Origin of the sequence: Pseudomonas sp. YuFO8 (assembly GCF_035065025.1) — a bacterium.
Classification (GTDB): Bacteria; Pseudomonadota; Gammaproteobacteria; order Pseudomonadales; family Pseudomonadaceae; genus Aquipseudomonas; species Aquipseudomonas putida_AE.
The window spans coordinates 14,612-33,103 of the sequence record NZ_JAXDEQ010000040.1; the positions used below are offsets into that span (position 1 = coordinate 14,612).

Consider the following 18,492-nt stretch of genomic DNA (forward strand, 5'->3'; position numbering starts at 1 on the left):
TTCACGAGCAAGCCCTCTCCCACATTTTGAAATGCGTTCCCCTGTGGGAGCGGGCTTGCTCGCGAAGGCGGGCTAACTGATGGTGCAAAACTGGATTTTGAAATCCCTGTTTGGGTGCAAAAACACCGCGGAAACAGGTTGAATTTATATCCTGTGCACCATTTAATTTCATAAAAGCGACATTCTGCGCTGTTCCTGTGCGCGATTGGTTTGTTAAAGTCCGGCTCAAATCTTCCAATGACAATAAATTTGCCGAGACTTTTCCATGATCGAATCCGTCGACTCCTTCCTTGCCCGCCTGAAAAAACGCGACCCGGACCAGCCTGAATTCCATCAAGCCGTCGAAGAGGTGCTGCGTAGCCTGTGGCCCTTTCTTGAAGCCAATCCACACTATCTGACCTCCGGCATTCTTGAGCGTATCTGCGAGCCTGAGCGGGCCGTCGTGTTCCGCGTGTCCTGGGTCGACGATCACGGCAAGGTGCAGGTCAATCGCGGTTTCCGTATCCAGATGAACAGCGCCATCGGTCCGTACAAGGGCGGTCTGCGTTTCCATCCGTCGGTGAACCTGGGTGTCCTGAAGTTCCTCGCCTTCGAGCAGACCTTCAAGAACTCGCTGACGTCGCTGCCGATGGGCGGCGGCAAGGGTGGTTCGGATTTCGACCCCAAAGGCAAGAGCGATGCCGAAGTCATGCGCTTCTGCCAGGCCTTCATGAGCGAGCTGTACCGCCACATCGGTGCCGATGTCGACGTGCCGGCCGGTGACATCGGTGTCGGTGCCCGTGAAATCGGCTTCCTGTTCGGACAGTACAAGCGCTTGAGCAACCAGTTCACCAGCGTGTTGACCGGCAAGGGCCCGAGCTACGGCGGCAGCCTGATCCGCCCTGAGGCCACCGGCTTCGGTTGCGTGTACTTCGCCGAGGAAATGCTCAAGCGTCGCGGTGAAACCGTCGAAGGCAAACGCGTGGCCATCTCGGGTTCCGGCAACGTTGCGCAATACGCTGCGCGCAAGGTCATGGACCTGGGCGGCAAAGTGATTTCGCTGTCCGACTCCGAAGGCACGCTGTACTGCGAAAGCGGGCTGACCGAGGCGCAATGGCAGGCGGTGCTGGAACTGAAAAACGTCCAGCGCGGACGCATCAGCGAACTGGCCGGTCGTTTTGGCCTGGAGTTCCTGGCTGGCCAGCATCCATGGGGGCTGAGCTGCGACATCGCGCTGCCGTGCGCCACGCAGAACGAACTGGATGCCGATGCGGCACGGGCGTTGCTGCGCAATGGCTGCATCTGTGTGGCGGAAGGCGCGAACATGCCGACCACCCTCGAAGCCGTCGACCTGTTCATCGAGGCAGGCATCCTGTTCGCGCCGGGCAAGGCGTCGAATGCCGGTGGGGTGGCCGTCAGCGGCCTGGAGATGTCGCAGAACGCCATGCGCCTGCTCTGGACTGGTGGTGAGGTGGACAGCAAGCTGCACGCGATCATGCAGTCGATCCACCACGCCTGCGTGCATTACGGGGAAGAAAACGGTCAGGTCAACTACGTCAAGGGCGCGAACATCGCCGGTTTCGTCAAGGTTGCCGACGCCATGCTCGCCCAGGGTGTGGTTTAAGCCGGTTCGATGCGGATGATCTCGATCAGTTGATCGCCGGCAGGGCGTTGCCATAGCACCTCGTCACCGAGTTGCGCTCCGAGCAGCGCCCGGCCCAGCGGAGACCCCCAGTTGATCAGGCCGGCTGGCGCGTCAGCCTGATCTTCCCCCACCAGTTGCACGGTCAGCTCCGTGTCCTTTTCGTCGGCGAAGGTTACTCGACTGCCAATCTGTACTTTTTCCGTTGAGCTCGGGGGCGGTACAAGCTGAGCACTTTGCAGGCGCTGGCTGAAATACCTCAAGTCGCGCTGAAGGTCTGCCTCTCGCTGCTTGTTGGCCAAGTCTCCTTGTGCGCTCAGTTCTCCCAACAGGTTCTGCAACTCGGCGACCTTCGCCTGCAATTGGGCGAGACCAGTGGGCGTAACGTAATTGGGCTGCGCGCTGACCTGCCGTTCAACTGGCTGATCAGCTTGTGCAGCAGCATTATCTTCATTGACGAAGGCACGACTCATGGTTTTCTCCCGTTATAGGGGTTAGGCCATGGTTGCAGGCATTTGGTTGCGTCAGTAGTGATACCACTTCACCTCGAGCATCACTTCATTCTCGGGCGTGGCCAGGTGGCTGAATTCGCGCTGGGCACTCAGGCGCAGACCGAGGTTGCGTGACAATTCCCACTGCTGGTTCAGGCTCAGGCTACGGCGCACTTCACCGTTGGTGAAGAAATCGCCTTTCGCCTCCAGGCTCAGATTGCCCAGCGGGTTTTTCCACAGCAGACCCGTGTTGAACCCCGCCGCCGGAGAGATGAATTCGGCGAAATCATTGTTGTGCTCCACGCGCACGGTGCCCAGGGCAAAACCGAGGGTGTCGTCGGCCAGTTGCCAGGTTCCACCGCCTCCACCATTGACGTGGCTGACCAGGGTTTCATCATCATGCTTGCCCGGCACCCGCTCCAGGCCGCCGGTGACCTGCCACGACAGCGGTTGCAGCAACTCGTTGCGCGGGGTCAGGGAGCGAATCGTCGCCAGGTCCAGTTGCTGCACTTGCCAGTCATTGCCTTCGTACTGGCGCAGTTTCAATTGCAGGATTTCGATCTGAGCGCCGAGGGGGAAGCTTTCGGCGTTGTCGTTGAGGTCGTGATAGGCCATGCGCAGGCCGTACTCGCCAAAGGCACGATCACCGCGGGTGCCGAGGCCGGCCTGCCAGGTGCGGGATTCGTGGCCATCTTCCGGAAGCCCGGGTTGCGGGATATCGAGCTCTGGTGCGGGGTTCTGGTTGATCGCCCGCAGCAGTTCGAAACTGCGCTGTGCCCGTTGCGGGTCGCGCTCCTGACCATTGGCGCGGTAGCGCTCCAGTCGATAGGCCGCATCGATGATCAACGCTTGGCGCGCGCGGGGTTGTGCCTTGAATTCGGGTGTTTGCAGTTGCTTCTGGTCAGCGCTGACTTTCAGCACCCACTGCTGTTCTTCGTCGGTCAGTGTCTCGGCGCGACTCAGCAGTTCGCGCTCGCGGGAAGGGCGGTACTGGATGGACTCCACCAGCCCGGCTTCTTTTACGGCCTTGACGGTGTCTGTGGGAATGGCGGTCAGCGGGAATTGCCCGGTCAGGCGCAGGCTCGGGCGCGCCACTTGCAGCAGTTCCAACAGGCGATAGGAGCAGTTTTCGTCGAAGAAGAAATAATCGAACTGAATCTGTTTCAGCTCCCAGACGTGCTCGACCATCCGCGCCGTTTCCTGCTGGGTCAGGTTCAGCCGGTACTCCCACAAGTCGCGGTTTTCGAGGCTGCGGTATTCCGAGAGTTTTTCCTGGTAAGGCACTAGTGCAAACAGTCCCGGATAGCCACCCATCAAGCCTTTCCATGCGTACAGGATGCTGTTGTCCGACCCCTCGATGTAGGCGCCGAAGTTGATCGCGTAACTGAGCAGCGAGGTCTTGTCGCTTTGTACATCGGCCTGATCAATGCGCAGCAGCGTGTGGCCGAACATCGATGACGGGCTGTTCAGGTAGGCTGCCGGAAAGATCATCACCGCGCTGTGGGGCGAGACGTCCTTGAACCATTGCTTGAATTCGGCGCAGTCCGGTGCCGGAAGATCGGTCAGGTTGAGCTGCGCTTTCAGCCAGCGGGTACGGGCCGGATAGACGCACTGCGCATGCTGTTCACCCGCACTGGCAGGGGCGTACAGCGCTTGCACGGTGGCTGCCAGTTCATGGTCCGGATGTTCGTTGCCATCGGCGGCGAGAAAGAATTTTTTGTCGCTGACATAGCTGCGCCAGCCACCGAGCTTGGCGGTTTCGTAGTGACCGAGGGAGATCCAGAAAGGATCGTTGGCCAGCTGCTGCAAACGTTGGGGATCGATATGAGGCGCGGCGGACAGCGGGGCGCAGACACAGAGCGCCAGCCAGGCAAGGCGTTTGAGCATAAGTGGCAACTTGAACAGGAAAAAATAAAGACCCAGCACAATGGATGCAATTCAACTGTAGGAGCTGGCTTGCCAGCGATGGTCGTTAACGATGACGCGTGTTGACTGGATGAACACAGCGCCTATGAGGCCATCGCTGGCTAGCCAGCTCCTACAGTTGCATGACATTACCCAAAGAGGGGCAGGTCCAAAAAATAAAACCCCGCTTCCCGAAAGAAGCGGGGCGGGTCGAGCTTATGCCTGAGTGGCGTACTTGGCCAGACGAGGATCGCTCTTCAGAACGGCCAGTGTGTTGGTATGCACATCTTCCGCGGTCACGTCAGCCTTGCTGAAGATCTGCTGGAAGTGCTCGTGAGTGACAGCGGCGAAGTGCGCACGGTCTTCCGGCGCCACGCCCAGTACCACGGCGTAGGTGGTCAGCGCTTCGCCCTGACCTTTAGCCATGTCTTCGGACAGCTCGTTCATCATGCCATTCATGGCAAACCAGGATTTGCCGCCATAGGTCAGCGACGCGTTGGTCGAGCAACCGTTGGTACCAGAAGTCATACCGAAAGTTGCGTTGCCGGAAGTGCCGTTGGTGGTGGATGCCAGGAAGTGAGCCGGGGTGCCACGCTGACCTTCGAACAGCATGTTGCCCCAACCGCAATCCGGACCGCCTGGCGCCTGCGCCATGGCGTTGATGGATACAGCGGTGAAGAGAGTACCGAGAAGAATCCGTTTCATAGCTTTTTTCTCTTTGTGTGCATACCAATGGACAAGGGTGCTGGCGCCTACCTGACACCAGTTGGGCCGGTTATTAGTCCAGCCGCGCAGTTTGGAGTTTAGGCACGATCCCGTGGTTCCGTGATTTTTTGCTAAAACTTCACTGCAATCGCGGATTTGCCCCCGGCCCGCCTGGGGCTGGTGGCTTGTCTATGCTTTGCCATGAGGCGCGCCTTGCAAGTGAGGTATGGGCAGCGCCAGAATGCCGCTATCTGCCCCGCCTGATTGTTAAGGAAGCCCGATGCCTGATCCTGTTGCTGCCAGCTTGCGTCTAGCGCCCGAAGCGCTGACCCGTCCGTTTTCCGCTGAACAGTTCAGCTTCTCTACCACCAATGATCTGGAGCCCTTTCGCGGTGTGCTTGGCCAGGAACGCGCGGTCGAAGCCTTGCAGTTCGGTGTGGCCATGCCACGCCCCGGTTACAACGTATTCGTCATGGGCGAGCCTGGCACCGGTCGCTTCTCGTTCGTCAAACGCTACCTGAAGGCCGAAGGCAAGCGCCTGCAGACCCCGGCGGACTGGGTCTACGTCAATAATTTCGATGAACCGCGCGAACCGCGCGCCCTGGAGTTGCCGTCGGGCACCGCCGGTGCCTTCATCGGTGATATCAACGGCTTGATCGACAACCTGCTGGCGACCTTTCCGGCGGTGTTCGAGCACCCGTCCTACCAGCAGAAAAAAAGCGCCATCGACCGCGCCTTCAACCAGCGCTACGACAAGGCGCTGGACGTGATCGAGCGGCTGGCGCTGGAAAAAGAGGTCGCGCTGTACCGCGACAGCAGCAACATCGCCTTCACCCCGATGCTCGAAGGCAAGGCGCTGGACGAGGCGGAGTTCGCCCAATTGCCGGAAGCCGAGCGCGAACGCTTCCATGAGGATATTTCCAACCTCGAAGAGCGCCTGAACGAGGAGCTCGCCAGCCTGCCGCAATGGAAGCGCGAGTCGAGCAATCAACTGCGCCATCTCAACGAAGAGACCATTACCCTGGCCCTGCAGCCATTGCTGTCGCCGTTGTCGGAGAAATACGCCGAGAACGCCGCGGTGTGCGGTTACCTGCAAGCGATGCAGGTGTATCTGCTCAAGACCGTGGTCGAGCAACTGGTCGACGACAGCAAGACCGATGCGGTCGCCCGCAAGCTGCTGGAGGAGCAATACGCGCCGAGCCTGGTGGTCGGGCATTCGGCCAGTGGTGGCGCGCCCGTGGTGTTCGAGCCGCATCCGACCTACGAAAACCTGTTCGGCCGCATCGAGTACAGCACCGACCAGGGCGCGCTCTACACCACCTATCGGCAACTGCGACCGGGTGCGTTGCACCGGGCCAACGGCGGCTTCCTGATCCTGGAAGCGGATAAGATGCTCAGCGAACCGTTCGTGTGGGATGCGCTGAAGCGCGCCCTGCAATCGCGCAAACTGAAAATGGAATCGCCACTGGGCGAGATGGGCCGTTTCGCCACCGTCACCCTGACGCCGCAGCACATTCCATTGCAGGTCAAGGTCGTCATCATCGGCGCCCGCCAGCTCTACTACACGCTGCAAGACCTCGATCCGGACTTCCAGGAAATGTTTCGCGTCCTGGTGGATTTCGATGAAGACATTCCGATGGTCGACGAGAGCCTGGAGCAGTTCGCCCAGTTGCTCAAGACCCGAACTTCCGAGGAAGGCATGGCGCCGTTGACCGCCGATGCGGTGGCGCGCCTGGCAACCTACAGCGCACGCCTGGCCGAGCATCAGGGACGCTTGTCGGCGCGCATCGGCGATCTGTTCCAGCTGGTCAGCGAGGCGGACTTCATACGTCACCTGGCCGGCGATGAGATGACCGACGCCGGGCACATCGAGCGCGCGCTCAAGGCCAAGGCTACTCGCACGGGACGTGTGTCGGCGCGGATTCTAGATGACATGCTGGCGGGGATCATCCTGATCGACACCGCGGGCGCGGCGGTCGGCAAGTGCAACGGCCTGACAGTGCTGGAAGTCGGTGACTCGGCCTTCGGTGTACCGGCGCGGATTTCCGCCACGGTGTACCCGGGTGGCAGCGGCATCGTCGACATCGAGCGTGAGGTCAACCTCGGTCAACCGATTCACTCCAAAGGGGTGATGATCCTCACCGGTTACCTGGGCAGCCGTTACGCCCAGGAGTTTCCGCTGGCGATCTCCGCGAGCATCGCGCTGGAGCAGTCCTACGGTTACGTCGACGGTGACAGTGCGTCCCTGGGCGAGGCGTGCACCCTGATCTCGGCCTTGTCGAAAACCCCGCTCAAGCAGTGCTTTGCGATTACCGGCTCGATCAACCAGTTCGGTGAAGTGCAGGCCGTGGGCGGCGTCAACGAGAAGATCGAAGGCTTCTTCCGTCTCTGCGAAGCCCGCGGGCTGACGGGCGAGCAGGGCGCGATCATTCCCCACGCCAACGTCGCCACCTTGATGCTCGATGAGAAAGTGCTGGCGGCGGTGCGCGCCGGTCAGTTCCACGTCTACGCCGTGCGCCAGGCTGACGAGGCGCTGAGCCTGCTGGTGGGCGAGCCGGCGGGCGAGCCCGATGAGAATGGCGAGTTCCCTGAAGGTAGCGTCAACGCACGGGTGGTGGAGCGCTTGCGGGTGATCGCGGAGATGATCAGCGAGGAAGATCTGAAAGAGGCTGAAAAGGAAATGGCGGTCGAGGCGCTGGTGGAGGCCAAGCCGGCCTGACCCTGAGACTCCCCGATCCACCTGTAGGAGCAAGCTTGCTCGCGATAGCGATCTTTCAGACAACAACGATGTTGACTGTCACTCCGCCATCGCGAGCAAACTTGCTCCTACAGTTCAATCGGGTGAAACCTGAAAAAGTGCCATCACTCTGGCGCCAATATTCACACTATGACCATTCGGCGCCTTCTGGTCTTACTTGACGTGCTAGTCAGACTTTTCCTCTATTCTCTGCTCAAGGATATCGACAGTATCACTGGATCGAGACAGCCTTCCCGTGGAGGCTGAATACCGGATCTACCGAGGGTCGCCGCCATGTCGCGCAACCTCTGTCTCACCCGTCAATGCCTGGGTCTTGTGACCCGTATCGAATGCGCCATCAAGCCGCTGGCTGGCGATACGGGCATGTGGACCTTGCTCTTCGCCGCCGGAATGGCTGGCGAACAACCTTCAGCCATCAAGGCCCAAGGCCCGTTCCATGGCCCTTTTGTAGCCGAGTCCATCCTCGATACCATCGTTGAAAGCCTGACCCTGCACGGCTATGAACTGGCCGATGACCCGCAGATCTGGTGCCTGCATCTGCAAGCCCAGTTGCGGGAAATCAACGGTGGCCGTTGTCGTAACGTGGGTGGCTTCGAGTTCCGGCCCGAGCACTGACAGCGCTATTGGGGCTGGCTGGACATGTCAGCCTTGTCGAGCTTGACCTCGAAACCGTATTGCACGGTGGCGAGGTCAGTTCGTTGATAGGTTTCCAGGCGCGTGGGTTGCCCGTAGAAGTAATGCACGGCAAATAACGCAGGGCCTTCTGTGCTCGCGTCATGGCTGACTGCAAGAATTTCCTTCAAGTAGTTACCGCTGTCATCCTTGGCAAAAAACCGCCAGTCCTGTTCGGGAAACAATTTCGCATCCACCACCAGTGCATTGCCCTTGAGTTCAAGGCCCTTGGGCAATTGACGGGCATCGTAGGCCTGCTTGTCGACGGTGGCCAGGAACAGCGGGATGGAACCGACCACAAAGGCCGGCGTTTGTGGGAACAGGTTCAGGTCGTAGGTGATGGTGCCGCGCAGGGGGTCGACCTCATAGGCCTCGGGTGGCAATTCGATTGGCTCATCGCGGTTGCCGCTGCTGTCTTCGGTGAAGAAACTGACCGGGCTTTCGCCAGGGTTGAACGAGGTGCCGAGCAGTTCATCATTGAAGCTGCGCAGGTGAGTGAACTCCACGCGTGCAGCGCTGGGGTCCTCGACCGATTGATTGATCCTGACGCCTTTTTTCAACTGTTCCTCTGTCAAGGTCGCGCCCTTGAGCCAGGTCGCGGCGTTGTCGTCATAGACCACCACCGGCAAGTTCAGCGGCTGGACGGTTTTCGCCGTGGTATGGGGATCGAAGCGGCGTACCGGCAGGTTCAAGTCCTTGCGGGTCACGGTCACGCTGGAGAAATCCAGCAGGCTGACCTCAAGGGTTTCGATGGGGCCATTGAAATACACCTTGGAGTAGTGGCGTTTCTGTTGTTTCTCGAAGGCTCGCTGTTCTTCATTGAGCTGGTTTTCCAGTGACTCGCTCCAGAGCTTCTGTTGTTCCATCTTCGCCAGTTGCTTCTGGTAGAAGGCGATTTGCGCAGCAGTTTCATTGATGGATCCTGAGCGCGACAGAAACTGCCCTGTGGTATCCCTGGCCTGGACGATCAACGGGTTCAATGGTGTTTCAGCGATCTCGGGGGCGAGCGGCGCGCTGTTGCTGAACTCGATTTCGGCGTGGTTATCCGTAAGGCTCAGCAGGGTGACGCTCAGGTTGTCGTTGGTGCGGGTCTGGCCGACGTCCTTTTTCGTCAGGTCGAAGCTGTAGAGCCGGCGGGGTGCAATGACCTCCACTTTGCCTTGCAGGCTCACCGGTTGTGGCTGGTTTTTGATATCGACGTCCAGGCCTTCAATGAACGGATAGGTCACGGTCAGGTCGTCAGGGTTGGTCAGGTTGGAGCTCGATGGGCTCAGTTGAATGCCGGGGTCGGTTTCCGACCATTCCGGCTGGAAGGCGATGACCCGTTTGTTGCTCAGGGTGACCGACTGCCATTGCAGGCCATGGGGAAACAGGAATGCCGCCGGGATGCTGAAGTTGAAGGGGAACACTGGCTGCAGGTCAGTCAGGTAGTCGGAGCTGGAGTCCTTGTGCAGGACGAACAGGCCGTTGATGTAGGTGTCGACCAGGGCCTGGGGCGTCGGGTAGTGCTTGAGCACGGCGAGGGCGTCTTCGCCGTATTCGGTTTCCACGGGTTTGCTGTCGAGCTTGAGTTGTGCGCGCTCGAGCAACAACAGCGAGCCACCCAGCTCAGATATCTCATCCTTGAGTTTCGGGTCCTCGATGGCGTCCAGGGACTTTTCGAACTGAGCCGTTTTTTCCTCGAGGCTGACCTGGCGCTTCTCGTCGCTGGGCGAGCAGGCGCTGAGCAGCAGAGCCAGGCAAATTCCGGCACTCGTAAAAGGCAATCGCCCATCCATTTCCAGTCTTCCTGTCCGATGTCATTTTGCTGTCAATGGGTTGGACACTAGCAGAAAAAATTGACACACACGCGCAGGTTGCGGATTTCCCAATGGTTTCTGGCGGCTTCTGGGTATGGACAGGTGGCTGTTATACTCGCGTCCATTTTCAGACCTACTGTGAGATTCAATGGAACGCTTTATCGAAAATGCAATGTATGCCTCGCGCTGGCTGTTGGCGCCGATCTATTTCGGTCTGTCCCTGGGGCTGTTGGCACTGGCGCTGAAATTCTTCCAGGAAGTCTTCCACGTCATCCCCAACGTCTTTTCGATGGCCGAATCGGACCTGATCCTGGTGCTGCTGTCGCTCATCGACATGGCGCTGGTAGGCGGTTTGCTGGTGATGGTGATGATTTCCGGTTATGAGAACTTCGTTTCTCAACTGGACATCGACGACAGCAAGGAAAAGCTCAACTGGTTGGGCACCATGGACTCCTCGTCGCTGAAAATGAAGGTGGCCGCCTCGATCGTGGCGATCTCGTCCATCCACCTGCTGCGCATCTTCATGGACGCCAAGAACGTCGACCCCGAGCATTTGCAGTGGTATGTCATCATCCACATGACCTTTGTGGTGTCGGCATTTGCCATGGGTTATCTGGATAAAGTGACCAAGCACTAAACAACGGCTGTCCTGTTCCTCACGCGCCGCCCGTCTGTTGCAAAACAGACGGGCGGCGTCGTTTTCGGCTTGTGCTTTGAGGCGCCGAGGCATATCCCTGTAAAGGTGTTAACTCGCCACTGCGTGAGGTGCGTTCATGAACCTGCAAGAGCTGAATGCCTATGCCGTCGCCGGGAAGGTCGATGAGCTGAACCTGATTTCGATGGAAGGGGGTATCTACCTGCTGGAGGCGCGGATGCACGGTGCGGCGTATCCGTTGAGCGATACCCACGGCCATATGCTGAGCCTGCGCTCTGTGGAACATGCCCGGGATGTGCTTCGCTCCTTTCCCAAGTTGCACTTCAACCTGGTGCACACGGTGGTACATGACGAAATGTGCGGGTTGGTCGCCGATATCGAGGAAAACCTGAAGGTACCGATCGCCTGACGCCTCTCATCAATGCCATGGCAACTGTGCTAGTCTGCTCGCCCTTTTATGTAGGGCTTTTCGGAAGGTTCTGTAGGAATTAGTACCTTTTCGGAAGGCCCCAGAGCGGAGCAGTGTCATGTCCGAAGTAAATCTGTCCACCGACGAAACCCGCGTGAGCTACGGCATTGGCCGTCAGCTGGGCGACCAGCTGCGCGACAACCCGCCGCCGGGCGTTAGCCTGGACGCGATCCTGGCAGGCCTGACCGACGCGTTTGCCGGTCAGCCAAGCCGTGTTGGTCAGGAAGAAATGTCCGCGAGCTTCAAGGTGATTCGCGAAATCATGCAGGCCGAAGCTGCAGCCAAGGCTGAAGCGGCCGCTGGCGAAGGCCTGGCCTTCCTGGCTGAAAACGCCAAGCGCGATGGCATCACCACCCTGGCTTCCGGCCTGCAGTTCGAAGTGCTGACAGCCGGTGAAGGCGCCAAGCCATCCCGTGAAGACACCGTGCGTACCCACTACCACGGCACCCTGATCGACGGCACCGTGTTCGACAGCTCCTACGAGCGCGGCCAGCCTGCGGAATTCCCGGTTGGCGGCGTGATCGCTGGCTGGACCGAAGCACTGCAACTGATGAATGCCGGCAGCAAATGGCGCCTGTACGTGCCGAGCGAACTGGCTTACGGCGCTCAAGGCGTTGGCAGCATTCCGCCGCACAGCGTACTGGTATTCGACGTCGAGCTGCTGGACGTTCTGTAATACCTGGCCCGATATGACCTCGGGTTAATGTGGGAGCGGGCTTGCTCGCGAAGGCGTTGGTTCAGTCAACAAACACGTTGCCTGACACACCGCTATCGCTGGCAAGCCAGCTCCTACAGGTTTAGCGGTTTTCATATTTCGATCTTGTGATGCAGTTCATTGGTCGGGCGCAACGCCCGGGCATAGCAGAACAGGAACAGGTTGCGCACCACTTCCTTGAGCACCACCGGCTCGCTGGAACTCAAGCCGTTGACGTCCAGGTCGCCCTGATCCTGCAATTCGCTCAAGGCTTCTTCTTCCAGCACGGCACAGACTTCCCCGGTTTCCCGATGCAGGATCCTGAGGTAGGGGTGTGGGCGGTCCAGCCAGGCATCGATCAAATAAGTCATGTCTTCTCATCTCCGTTGATTGGGTTCAATGAGAATAATTCTTATTCAATAAATAGCAAGGGCCTATTGGCGCTTTGGGCTTTTTTCAGGGTAAAGATTGCGTAAGGTCAAAACGGCTGGCGTTTGGCTATTGCGAGGATTCATTGGGCGAGGCGGGTAGGGCGAAGCACCACCCCACGACAAGGCGCGGGATGGCGTACAGCTGAATCAGACTTTTCGGACGAACTCGGATTTGAGCTTCATCGGACCGATGCCGTCGATCTTGCAGTCGATGTCGTGATCGCCATCGCACAGGCGGATGTTCTTGACCTTGGTGCCGACCTTGACCACCAGCGACGTGCCCTTGACCTTGAGGTCCTTGATCACGGTGATGGTGTCGCCGTCCTGCAGGACATTGCCGACCGAATCCTTTTTCACGGCGTCATCGGACACAGCTTCCGCTTCACCGCTGGCGGACCATTCGTGGGCGCACTCGGGGCAGATCAGCTGGGCGCCGTCTTCGTAGGTGTATTCGGAATTGCATTTCGGGCAGGGTGGCAACGTGCTCACTAAGGCTCCTTTGGATTCAGGATCGCTAAAAAGCGCACATTGTATAGGGTTTTAGAGCGGGAAGGTGGGACTGTAGGAGCCGGCTTGCTGGCGATGCATACAACCAGGTGTGTCAGGGGCACCGAGGTGATGCGATCGCCAGCAAGCCGGCTCCTACAGGGGTCAGTGTGTGCGGGCTACTGCGAACTCGCTCAACTCGACCAATGCATCGCGATACTCACTGGCTGGCAGCGTGTCGAGGCATTTGATCGCACGGGCCACGTAATCACGGGCCAGTTGCGCGGTGTACTCCAGCGAGCCGGAGGCTTCCACGGCTGCGCGGATGTTTTCGAGGTCTTCGATGCCGCCTTTCTGGATCGCCTTGCGCACCAGTGCAGCCTGCTCCGGGGTACCTTCGCGCATGGTGTAGATCAGCGGCAAGGTCGGCTTGCCTTCGGCCAGGTCGTCACCGACGTTCTTGCCCAGGGTCTCGGCATCGCCTTTGTAGTCCAGCAGGTCGTCGACCAGCTGGAAGGCCACGCCCAGGTGGTCGCCAAAGGTGCGCAGCGCTTCGCATTGTTCGGGCGTCGCACCGGCCAGGGCGGCCGCACTGTGGGTCGAGGCTTCGAAGAGCATCGCGGTCTTGCCGCGGATGACTTCCATGTAGGTTTCTTCGGTGGTGCTGGCGTCACGCACCTTCGACAGCTGCAACACTTCGCCTTCGGCGATGATGCGCGTGGCTTGCGAAAGGATCTTCATCACTGGCATGGAGCCCAGCTCGACCATCATTTCGAAGGAGCGCGAATACAGGAAGTCGCCCACCAGCACGCTCGGCGCATTGCCCCACATGGCATTGGCGGTCGAGCGGCCACGGCGCATGCCGGACATGTCGACCACGTCGTCATGCAGCAGGGTGGCGGTGTGCAGGAATTCGATGGTGGCGGCCAGCAGGCGCAGGTCGTCGCCTTCGCGGCCGAGGGCCTTGCCACACAGCAGCACCAATAATGGACGCAGGCGTTTACCGCCAGCCGAGGTAATGTAATCGCCGATTTTCGATACCAGCGGCACTCGGGAAGTCAGCTGCTTCTTGATGATGCCGTCGACGGCGCTAAAATCGTCCGCCACCGCGCGGTAGAAAGCTTGGGGTTGCATCAGCGACAGTTGCTCCAGAAGGGTTGCGCGGCATGCTAGGACCCACGCCTGCAGGTGTCAAGGCGCGATGGACGGCCTATTGCAAGGCGCTCGTGCCTTGCGTACAATCGCGCACCCTGAACTTCCTGGGCAGCACCTGCCTTACGCAATTGCAAGCGGGCCTCCAGCCCCATGCAGCCATGCCAGCCAATACCTCTTCTTATAAAGAGCTGGGTGAGCAGGATTATCGGAGAAATACCATGTCTTATGCAGTAATCGTTACTGGCGGCAAGCAGTACAAAGTCGCCCCAGGTGAATACCTGAAGATCGAAAAACTGGAAATCGCTACCGGCGAATCCGTTACCTTTGATCGCGTTCTGTTGGTTGCCAACGGTGACGACGTGAATATCGGCGCTCCAGTTGTTGCTGGCGCTACCGTTGTGGCTGAAGTGATCTCCCAAGGTCGTCACGATAAAGTCCGCATCATCAAGTTCCGTCGCCGTAAGCACCACATGAAGCGTATGGGCCACCGCCAGTGGTACACCGAGATCAAAATCACCGGTATTCAGGCTTAATTACAGCCTAATTCCTCACTAGGAGAATTGAACTCATGGCACACAAAAAAGCTGGTGGTAGTACCCGTAACGGTCGCGACTCAGAAGCCAAACGCCTTGGCGTGAAGATGTATGGCGGCCAGGCTATCAAAGCAGGCAACATCATCGTGCGTCAGCGCGGCACCCAATTCCACGCTGGCTACGGCGTTGGCATGGGTAAAGATCACACTCTCTTCGCTAAAGTCGAAGGCGTGATCAAGTTCGAAGTAAAAGGCGCCTTCGGTCGTCGTTACGTGAGCGTAGTCGCGGCTTAATTGCGCGATCGCTGGAAAAGCCCTGTCTCGCGACGGGGCTTTTTCGTTTGTGGGGTGAGTCTCTTGCAAAGCTGTTTGTATGGGCTGTTGGCGTACGATGTAGGTATCGTGGTTTGGGGTCGCTGCGCTCATTTTTGCAAGAGTCTTATGTCTTGATTGTTTTTCGGCTCGTCCGTATGGCGAGAGGCGTTTGTTATGAAGTTTGTTGATGAAGTATCGATTCGCGTAAAGGCTGGTGACGGCGGCAATGGCGCCATGAGTTTCCGTCGGGAAAAATTTATCGAGAACGGTGGCCCGAACGGCGGTGATGGCGGTGACGGCGGTTCCATCTACATGATGGCCGACGAAAACCTCAACACCCTGGTGGACTACCGTTACACCCGGCACTTCGATGCCGAGCGTGGCTCCAACGGCGGCAGCACCGACTGCACCGGCAAGAAGGGTGAGGACCTGATCCTGCGCGTTCCGGTCGGCACCACGGTGATCGACTCCGCGACTCAGGAAGTCATCGGCGACCTGACCAAGGCCGGTCAGAAATTGATGGTAGTGCAGGGCGGCTGGCACGGGCTGGGCAACACCCGTTTCAAATCCAGTACCAACCGTGCGCCGCGCCAGACCACGCCGGGCAAGCCGGGTGAGCAGCGCGACCTGAAACTGGAAATGAAAGTACTGGCGGACGTAGGTTTGCTGGGTTTGCCGAACGCCGGTAAAAGTACCTTTATCCGTTCGGTCTCGGCCGCCAAGCCGAAAGTTGCCGACTACCCGTTCACCACGCTGGTGCCGAACCTGGGTGTGGTCAGCGTCGATCGCTGGAAGAGCTTCGTCATTGCCGATATTCCGGGTTTGATCGAAGGTGCTTCCGAGGGTGCCGGCCTGGGCATTCGCTTCCTCAAGCACTTGGCGCGTACGCGCCTGCTGCTGCACCTCGTGGACATGGCGCCGCTGGATGACGCCAGCGCGCCGGATGCCGCTGAAGTGATCGTCAACGAGCTGATCAAGTTCAGTCCGTCCCTGGCGGAGCGTGATCGCTGGCTGGTCCTGAACAAGTGCGACCAGATCCTTGAAGAAGAGCACGATGCTCGCGTCAAGGAAATCGTTGATCGCCTGGAGTGGACGGGTCCGGTCTATGTGATCTCGGCCATCTCCAAGCTCGGTACCGAGCGTCTGTGCCACGACATCATGCGTTACATGGAAGATCGTGCCGATCGCCTGGCCAACGACCCGGCCTACAAGGAAGAGCTGGCGGATCTCGATCAGCGCATCGAAGACGAGGCTCGCGCGCAGCTGCAGGCGCTGGATGACAAGCGTGCCCTGCGTCGCAGCGGCGTGAAGTCGGTCCACGACATCGGTGACGATGATTGGGACGAAGAAGATGTGGATGACGAAGACGGTCCGGAAATCATTTACGTGCGTGACTGATTCGTTGCGATAAACTTAAGCGCCGCTCAATCGAGCGGCGTTTTAGTATCTGTAAATCGATCGTTGGTCACGAATAACGTCATGGGCAGTGCCAGGTCGCGCTGCCCTCAAGCTAAGGTTGAAGATGATGCGGAGCAAGGTGACAGGTGCGCAGCGTTGGGTCGTGAAGATCGGCAGCGCTTTGCTGACGGCGGACGGCAAGGGCCTGGATCGCGCGGCAATGGGTGTCTGGGTTGAACAGATGGTGGCCTTGCATGAGGCGGGTGTCGAGCTGGTGCTGGTGTCCTCCGGGGCGGTGGCGGCCGGCATGAGCCGTCTTGGCTGGACCTCTCGACCCAGTGCGATGCACGAGCTCCAGGCCGCTGCAGCAATCGGCCAGATGGGCTTGGTGCAGGCCTGGGAGTCGAGCTTTGCCGAGCATGGCCGGCACACTGCGCAGATTCTCCTGACCCACGATGACCTGTCCGACCGCAAGCGCTACCTGAACGCGCGCAGTACCTTGCGCGCGCTGGTTGAGCTCAAAGTCATCCCGGTGATCAACGAGAACGACACCGTGGTCACCGATGAAATCCGTTTCGGCGACAACGATACCCTGGCGGCGCTGGTGGCCAACCTGGTCGAGGCTGACCTGCTGGTGATCCTGACGGATCGCGATGGCATGTTCGACGCCGATCCGCGTAACAACCCTGATGCCCAACTGATCTACGAGGCGCGCGCCGATGATCCGGCGCTCGACGCGGTGGCGGGCGGTACCGGCGGTGCGCTGGGGCGCGGCGGCATGCAGACCAAGCTGCGGGCGGCACGCCTGGCGGCGCGGTCCGGTGCCCATACGATCATCGTCGGTGGTCGTCTGGAGCGCGTGCTGGATCGCCTCAAGGCGGGCGAGCGCATCGGCACCTTGCTCTCGCCTGAGCGCGGCATGCTGGCGGCGCGCAAGCAGTGGCTGGCCGGGCATCTGCAAACCCGTGGCACGCTGGTGCTGGATGCGGGTGCGGTGACGGCGTTGTCCCAGGGCAACAAGAGCCTGCTGCCGGTTGGAGTCAAGTTGGTCCAGGGCAGCTTCCGTCGCGGCGAAATGGTGGTGTGCGTCGCGCCCGACGGTCGTGAAATTGCCCGTGGGCTGGCCAACTACAGTGCGCTGGAGGCACAAAAAATCATCGGTCAGTCGTCTGAGGCGATTGTCGGTCTCCTGGGTTATATGGCGGAACCGGAACTGGTTCATCGCGATAACCTGATTCTGGTCTGAAGGAATACCTGATGCGCGTGGCAAAAGGATTGTTGGGATTGCTGCTGGCGATGCCGCTGTTGGCGTCGGCCGAGGAAATTGGCCAGGTGTCGACGGTGTTCAAGTTCGTCGGCCCGAACGATCGCATCGTGGTCGAGGCCTTTGATGATCCCAAGGTAGAGGGTGTGACGTGCTACCTGTCGCGGGCCAAGACCGGCGGCGTGAAGGGTGGGCTGGGGTTGGCCGAGGACCGCGCCGAGGCGTCCATCGCCTGTCGCCAGGTCGGGCCCATCAGCTTCAAGGGAGAGCTCAAGGACGGTGACGAGGTGTTCAAGGAGCGCACGTCCCTGGTGTTCAAGACCATGCAGGTGGTGCGGTTTCTCGACAAGAAGCGCAATACGCTGGTGTACCTGGTGTACAGCGATCGGTTGATCGAGGGTAGCCCGCAGAATGCGGTGACGGCGATTCCGATCTTGCCGTGGGCCAGCGCTCAATAATCAGACGCAAATCCAAATGTGGGAGCGGGCTTGCTCGCGAAGGCGCAGTGTCAGTCAATATTGATGTCGACTGACACTGCTCCTTCGCGAGCAAGCCCGCTCCCACAGTTTTTTTGCGCGCCCATCAAATCGCGGGCAATAAAAAACCGACCCTGAGGTCGGTTTTTTAATGAACGAGTCGCTTAGGCAGCAGCGGCAACGTTCAGGGCCTTTACGTGGCCATTCAGGCGGCTCTTATGACGAGCAGCCTTGTTCTTGTGGATGATGCCTTTATCGGCCATACGGTCGATAACTGGCACAGCCAGAACGTAAGCAGCTTGAGCTTTTTCAGCGTCTTTTGCGTCGATGGCCTTAACTACATTCTTGATGTAGGTACGAACCATGGAACGCAGGCTGGCGTTGTGGCTGCGACGCTTCTCAGCCTGTTTTGCACGTTTTTTGGCGGAAGGTGAGTTGGCCACCGTCGAGCTCCTCGAAAGACTTTTTAGGAAATAGCAAACAAAATAGGCCGCGAATCATGCCGATGAGTTGAGGTCTTGTCAAGGGCGGTTGAGACGTTCCGCTAAGTGGTAGGTACTACACCTCTGGATATTTCTTTCCAGCGTGCGACCTGTAAACTCGCGAGCTTTGGCTCTGTGCTGTTGCGGCGCGGAGTATCGCATAAGTAGGCGCGTAGTTCGCCTG

19 protein-coding genes are annotated in these 18,492 nt (G+C 59.2%); 11 read left to right on the top strand and 8 right to left on the bottom strand.

The window, feature by feature from the left end; genetic code table 11:
- Window positions 1-265 precede the first annotated feature (265 nt).
- A complete protein-coding gene (gdhA, locus tag SOP95_RS25755) occupies window positions 266-1,603 on the top strand; it encodes an NADP-specific glutamate dehydrogenase (protein ID WP_274074527.1) in 1,338 nt (445 codons plus the stop codon).
- Here gdhA and SOP95_RS25760 read toward each other — a convergent pair.
- The 3 genes from SOP95_RS25760 to SOP95_RS25770 all read right to left on the bottom strand — a co-directional run bounded on the left by SOP95_RS25760 (window position 1,600) and on the right by SOP95_RS25770 (window position 4,722).
- Window positions 1,600-2,094, bottom strand: a complete 495-nt coding sequence (locus tag SOP95_RS25760) for a GreA/GreB family elongation factor (protein ID WP_323608756.1) — start codon at window positions 2,092-2,094, stop codon at window positions 1,600-1,602. The genes gdhA and SOP95_RS25760 overlap by 4 nt on opposite strands.
- 51 nt (window positions 2,095-2,145) lie before the next feature.
- Window positions 2,146-3,999 carry an Lnb N-terminal periplasmic domain-containing protein gene (locus SOP95_RS25765; protein WP_323608757.1) on the bottom strand — a complete coding sequence of 618 codons (1,854 nt, stop codon included), beginning with the start codon at window positions 3,997-3,999 and terminating at the stop codon, window positions 2,146-2,148.
- Window positions 4,000-4,233: 234 nt separating this feature from the next.
- Window positions 4,234-4,722 carry a DUF3015 domain-containing protein gene (locus SOP95_RS25770; RefSeq protein WP_020798660.1) on the bottom strand — a complete coding sequence of 163 codons (489 nt, stop codon included), beginning with the start codon at window positions 4,720-4,722 and terminating at the stop codon, window positions 4,234-4,236.
- A 280-nt stretch (window positions 4,723-5,002) separates the two neighbouring features.
- Here SOP95_RS25770 and SOP95_RS25775 point away from each other — a divergent pair, with 280 nt between their 5' ends.
- Together SOP95_RS25775 and SOP95_RS25780 are read left to right on the top strand one after the other, a co-directional pair.
- Window positions 5,003-7,441 (top strand): Lon protease family protein, encoded by a 2,439-nt coding sequence (locus tag SOP95_RS25775; RefSeq protein WP_274074530.1) that lies wholly within the window; start codon window positions 5,003-5,005, stop codon window positions 7,439-7,441.
- 312 nt (window positions 7,442-7,753) lie between these two features.
- A complete protein-coding gene (locus tag SOP95_RS25780) occupies window positions 7,754-8,095 on the top strand; it encodes a PA4575 family protein (RefSeq protein WP_046815727.1) in 342 nt (113 codons plus the stop codon).
- Window positions 8,096-8,100: 5 nt separating this feature from the next.
- Here SOP95_RS25780 and SOP95_RS25785 read toward each other — a convergent pair whose 3' ends face one another.
- The gene (locus tag SOP95_RS25785; RefSeq protein WP_323608759.1) at window positions 8,101-9,930 is read right to left on the bottom strand and encodes a hypothetical protein; all 1,830 of its coding nucleotides are present in this window, start codon (window positions 9,928-9,930) and stop codon (window positions 8,101-8,103) included.
- A 169-nt stretch (window positions 9,931-10,099) separates the two neighbouring features.
- Here SOP95_RS25785 and SOP95_RS25790 point away from each other — a divergent pair, with 169 nt between their 5' ends.
- The 3 genes from SOP95_RS25790 (at window position 10,100) to SOP95_RS25800 (ending at window position 11,751) form a co-directional block, all read left to right on the top strand.
- Complete coding sequence (locus SOP95_RS25790; protein WP_007970904.1) at window positions 10,100-10,588, top strand: TIGR00645 family protein; 489 nt, start codon at window positions 10,100-10,102, stop codon at window positions 10,586-10,588.
- Between the two features lie 136 nt (window positions 10,589-10,724).
- Window positions 10,725-11,015 carry a DUF6482 family protein gene (locus tag SOP95_RS25795; RefSeq protein WP_274074532.1) on the top strand — a complete coding sequence of 97 codons (291 nt, stop codon included), beginning with the start codon at window positions 10,725-10,727 and terminating at the stop codon, window positions 11,013-11,015.
- A 118-nt stretch (window positions 11,016-11,133) separates the two neighbouring features.
- Window positions 11,134-11,751: an FKBP-type peptidyl-prolyl cis-trans isomerase gene (locus tag SOP95_RS25800; RefSeq protein ID WP_137804297.1), complete on the top strand. Its 618-nt coding sequence runs from the start codon at window positions 11,134-11,136 to the stop codon at window positions 11,749-11,751.
- 131 nt (window positions 11,752-11,882) lie between these two features.
- Here the strand turns inward: SOP95_RS25800 and SOP95_RS25805 are convergent, their stop codons facing one another.
- The 3 genes from SOP95_RS25805 to SOP95_RS25815 all read right to left on the bottom strand — a co-directional run bounded on the left by SOP95_RS25805 (window position 11,883) and on the right by SOP95_RS25815 (window position 13,820).
- Entirely contained in the window at window positions 11,883-12,140 is a 258-nt protein-coding gene (locus SOP95_RS25805; protein WP_180204545.1) for a PA4570 family protein, read from the bottom strand.
- A gap of 207 nt (window positions 12,141-12,347) precedes the next feature.
- Window positions 12,348-12,689 carry a zinc ribbon domain-containing protein YjdM gene (locus tag SOP95_RS25810; RefSeq protein WP_020798653.1) on the bottom strand — a complete coding sequence of 114 codons (342 nt, stop codon included), beginning with the start codon at window positions 12,687-12,689 and terminating at the stop codon, window positions 12,348-12,350.
- A 162-nt stretch (window positions 12,690-12,851) separates the two neighbouring features.
- Window positions 12,852-13,820 carry a polyprenyl synthetase family protein gene (locus SOP95_RS25815; RefSeq protein ID WP_323608761.1) on the bottom strand — a complete coding sequence of 323 codons (969 nt, stop codon included), beginning with the start codon at window positions 13,818-13,820 and terminating at the stop codon, window positions 12,852-12,854.
- A 239-nt stretch (window positions 13,821-14,059) separates the two neighbouring features.
- Here SOP95_RS25815 and rplU point away from each other — a divergent pair, with 239 nt between their 5' ends.
- From rplU to SOP95_RS25840, 5 genes are all read left to right on the top strand, one after another.
- On the top strand, window positions 14,060-14,374 hold the full coding sequence (gene rplU / locus SOP95_RS25820) for a 50S ribosomal protein L21 (protein WP_003176051.1): 315 nt from the start codon (window positions 14,060-14,062) through the stop codon (window positions 14,372-14,374).
- 35 nt (window positions 14,375-14,409) lie between these two features.
- Complete coding sequence (gene rpmA / locus SOP95_RS25825; protein WP_003281574.1) at window positions 14,410-14,667, top strand: 50S ribosomal protein L27; 258 nt, start codon at window positions 14,410-14,412, stop codon at window positions 14,665-14,667.
- Window positions 14,668-14,862: 195 nt separating this feature from the next.
- A complete protein-coding gene (gene cgtA, locus SOP95_RS25830) occupies window positions 14,863-16,086 on the top strand; it encodes an Obg family GTPase CgtA (protein ID WP_274074533.1) in 1,224 nt (407 codons plus the stop codon).
- A 127-nt stretch (window positions 16,087-16,213) separates the two neighbouring features.
- The gene (proB, locus tag SOP95_RS25835; RefSeq protein ID WP_033047437.1) at window positions 16,214-17,332 is read left to right on the top strand and encodes a glutamate 5-kinase; all 1,119 of its coding nucleotides are present in this window, start codon (window positions 16,214-16,216) and stop codon (window positions 17,330-17,332) included.
- A gap of 11 nt (window positions 17,333-17,343) precedes the next feature.
- The gene (locus tag SOP95_RS25840) at window positions 17,344-17,808 is read left to right on the top strand and encodes a CreA family protein (RefSeq protein ID WP_274074534.1); all 465 of its coding nucleotides are present in this window, start codon (window positions 17,344-17,346) and stop codon (window positions 17,806-17,808) included.
- 182 nt (window positions 17,809-17,990) lie between these two features.
- Here the strand turns inward: SOP95_RS25840 and rpsT are convergent, their stop codons facing one another.
- Window positions 17,991-18,269, bottom strand: a complete 279-nt coding sequence (gene rpsT / locus SOP95_RS25845) for a 30S ribosomal protein S20 (protein WP_020798646.1) — start codon at window positions 18,267-18,269, stop codon at window positions 17,991-17,993.
- Between the last annotated feature and the right edge of the window lie 223 nt (window positions 18,270-18,492).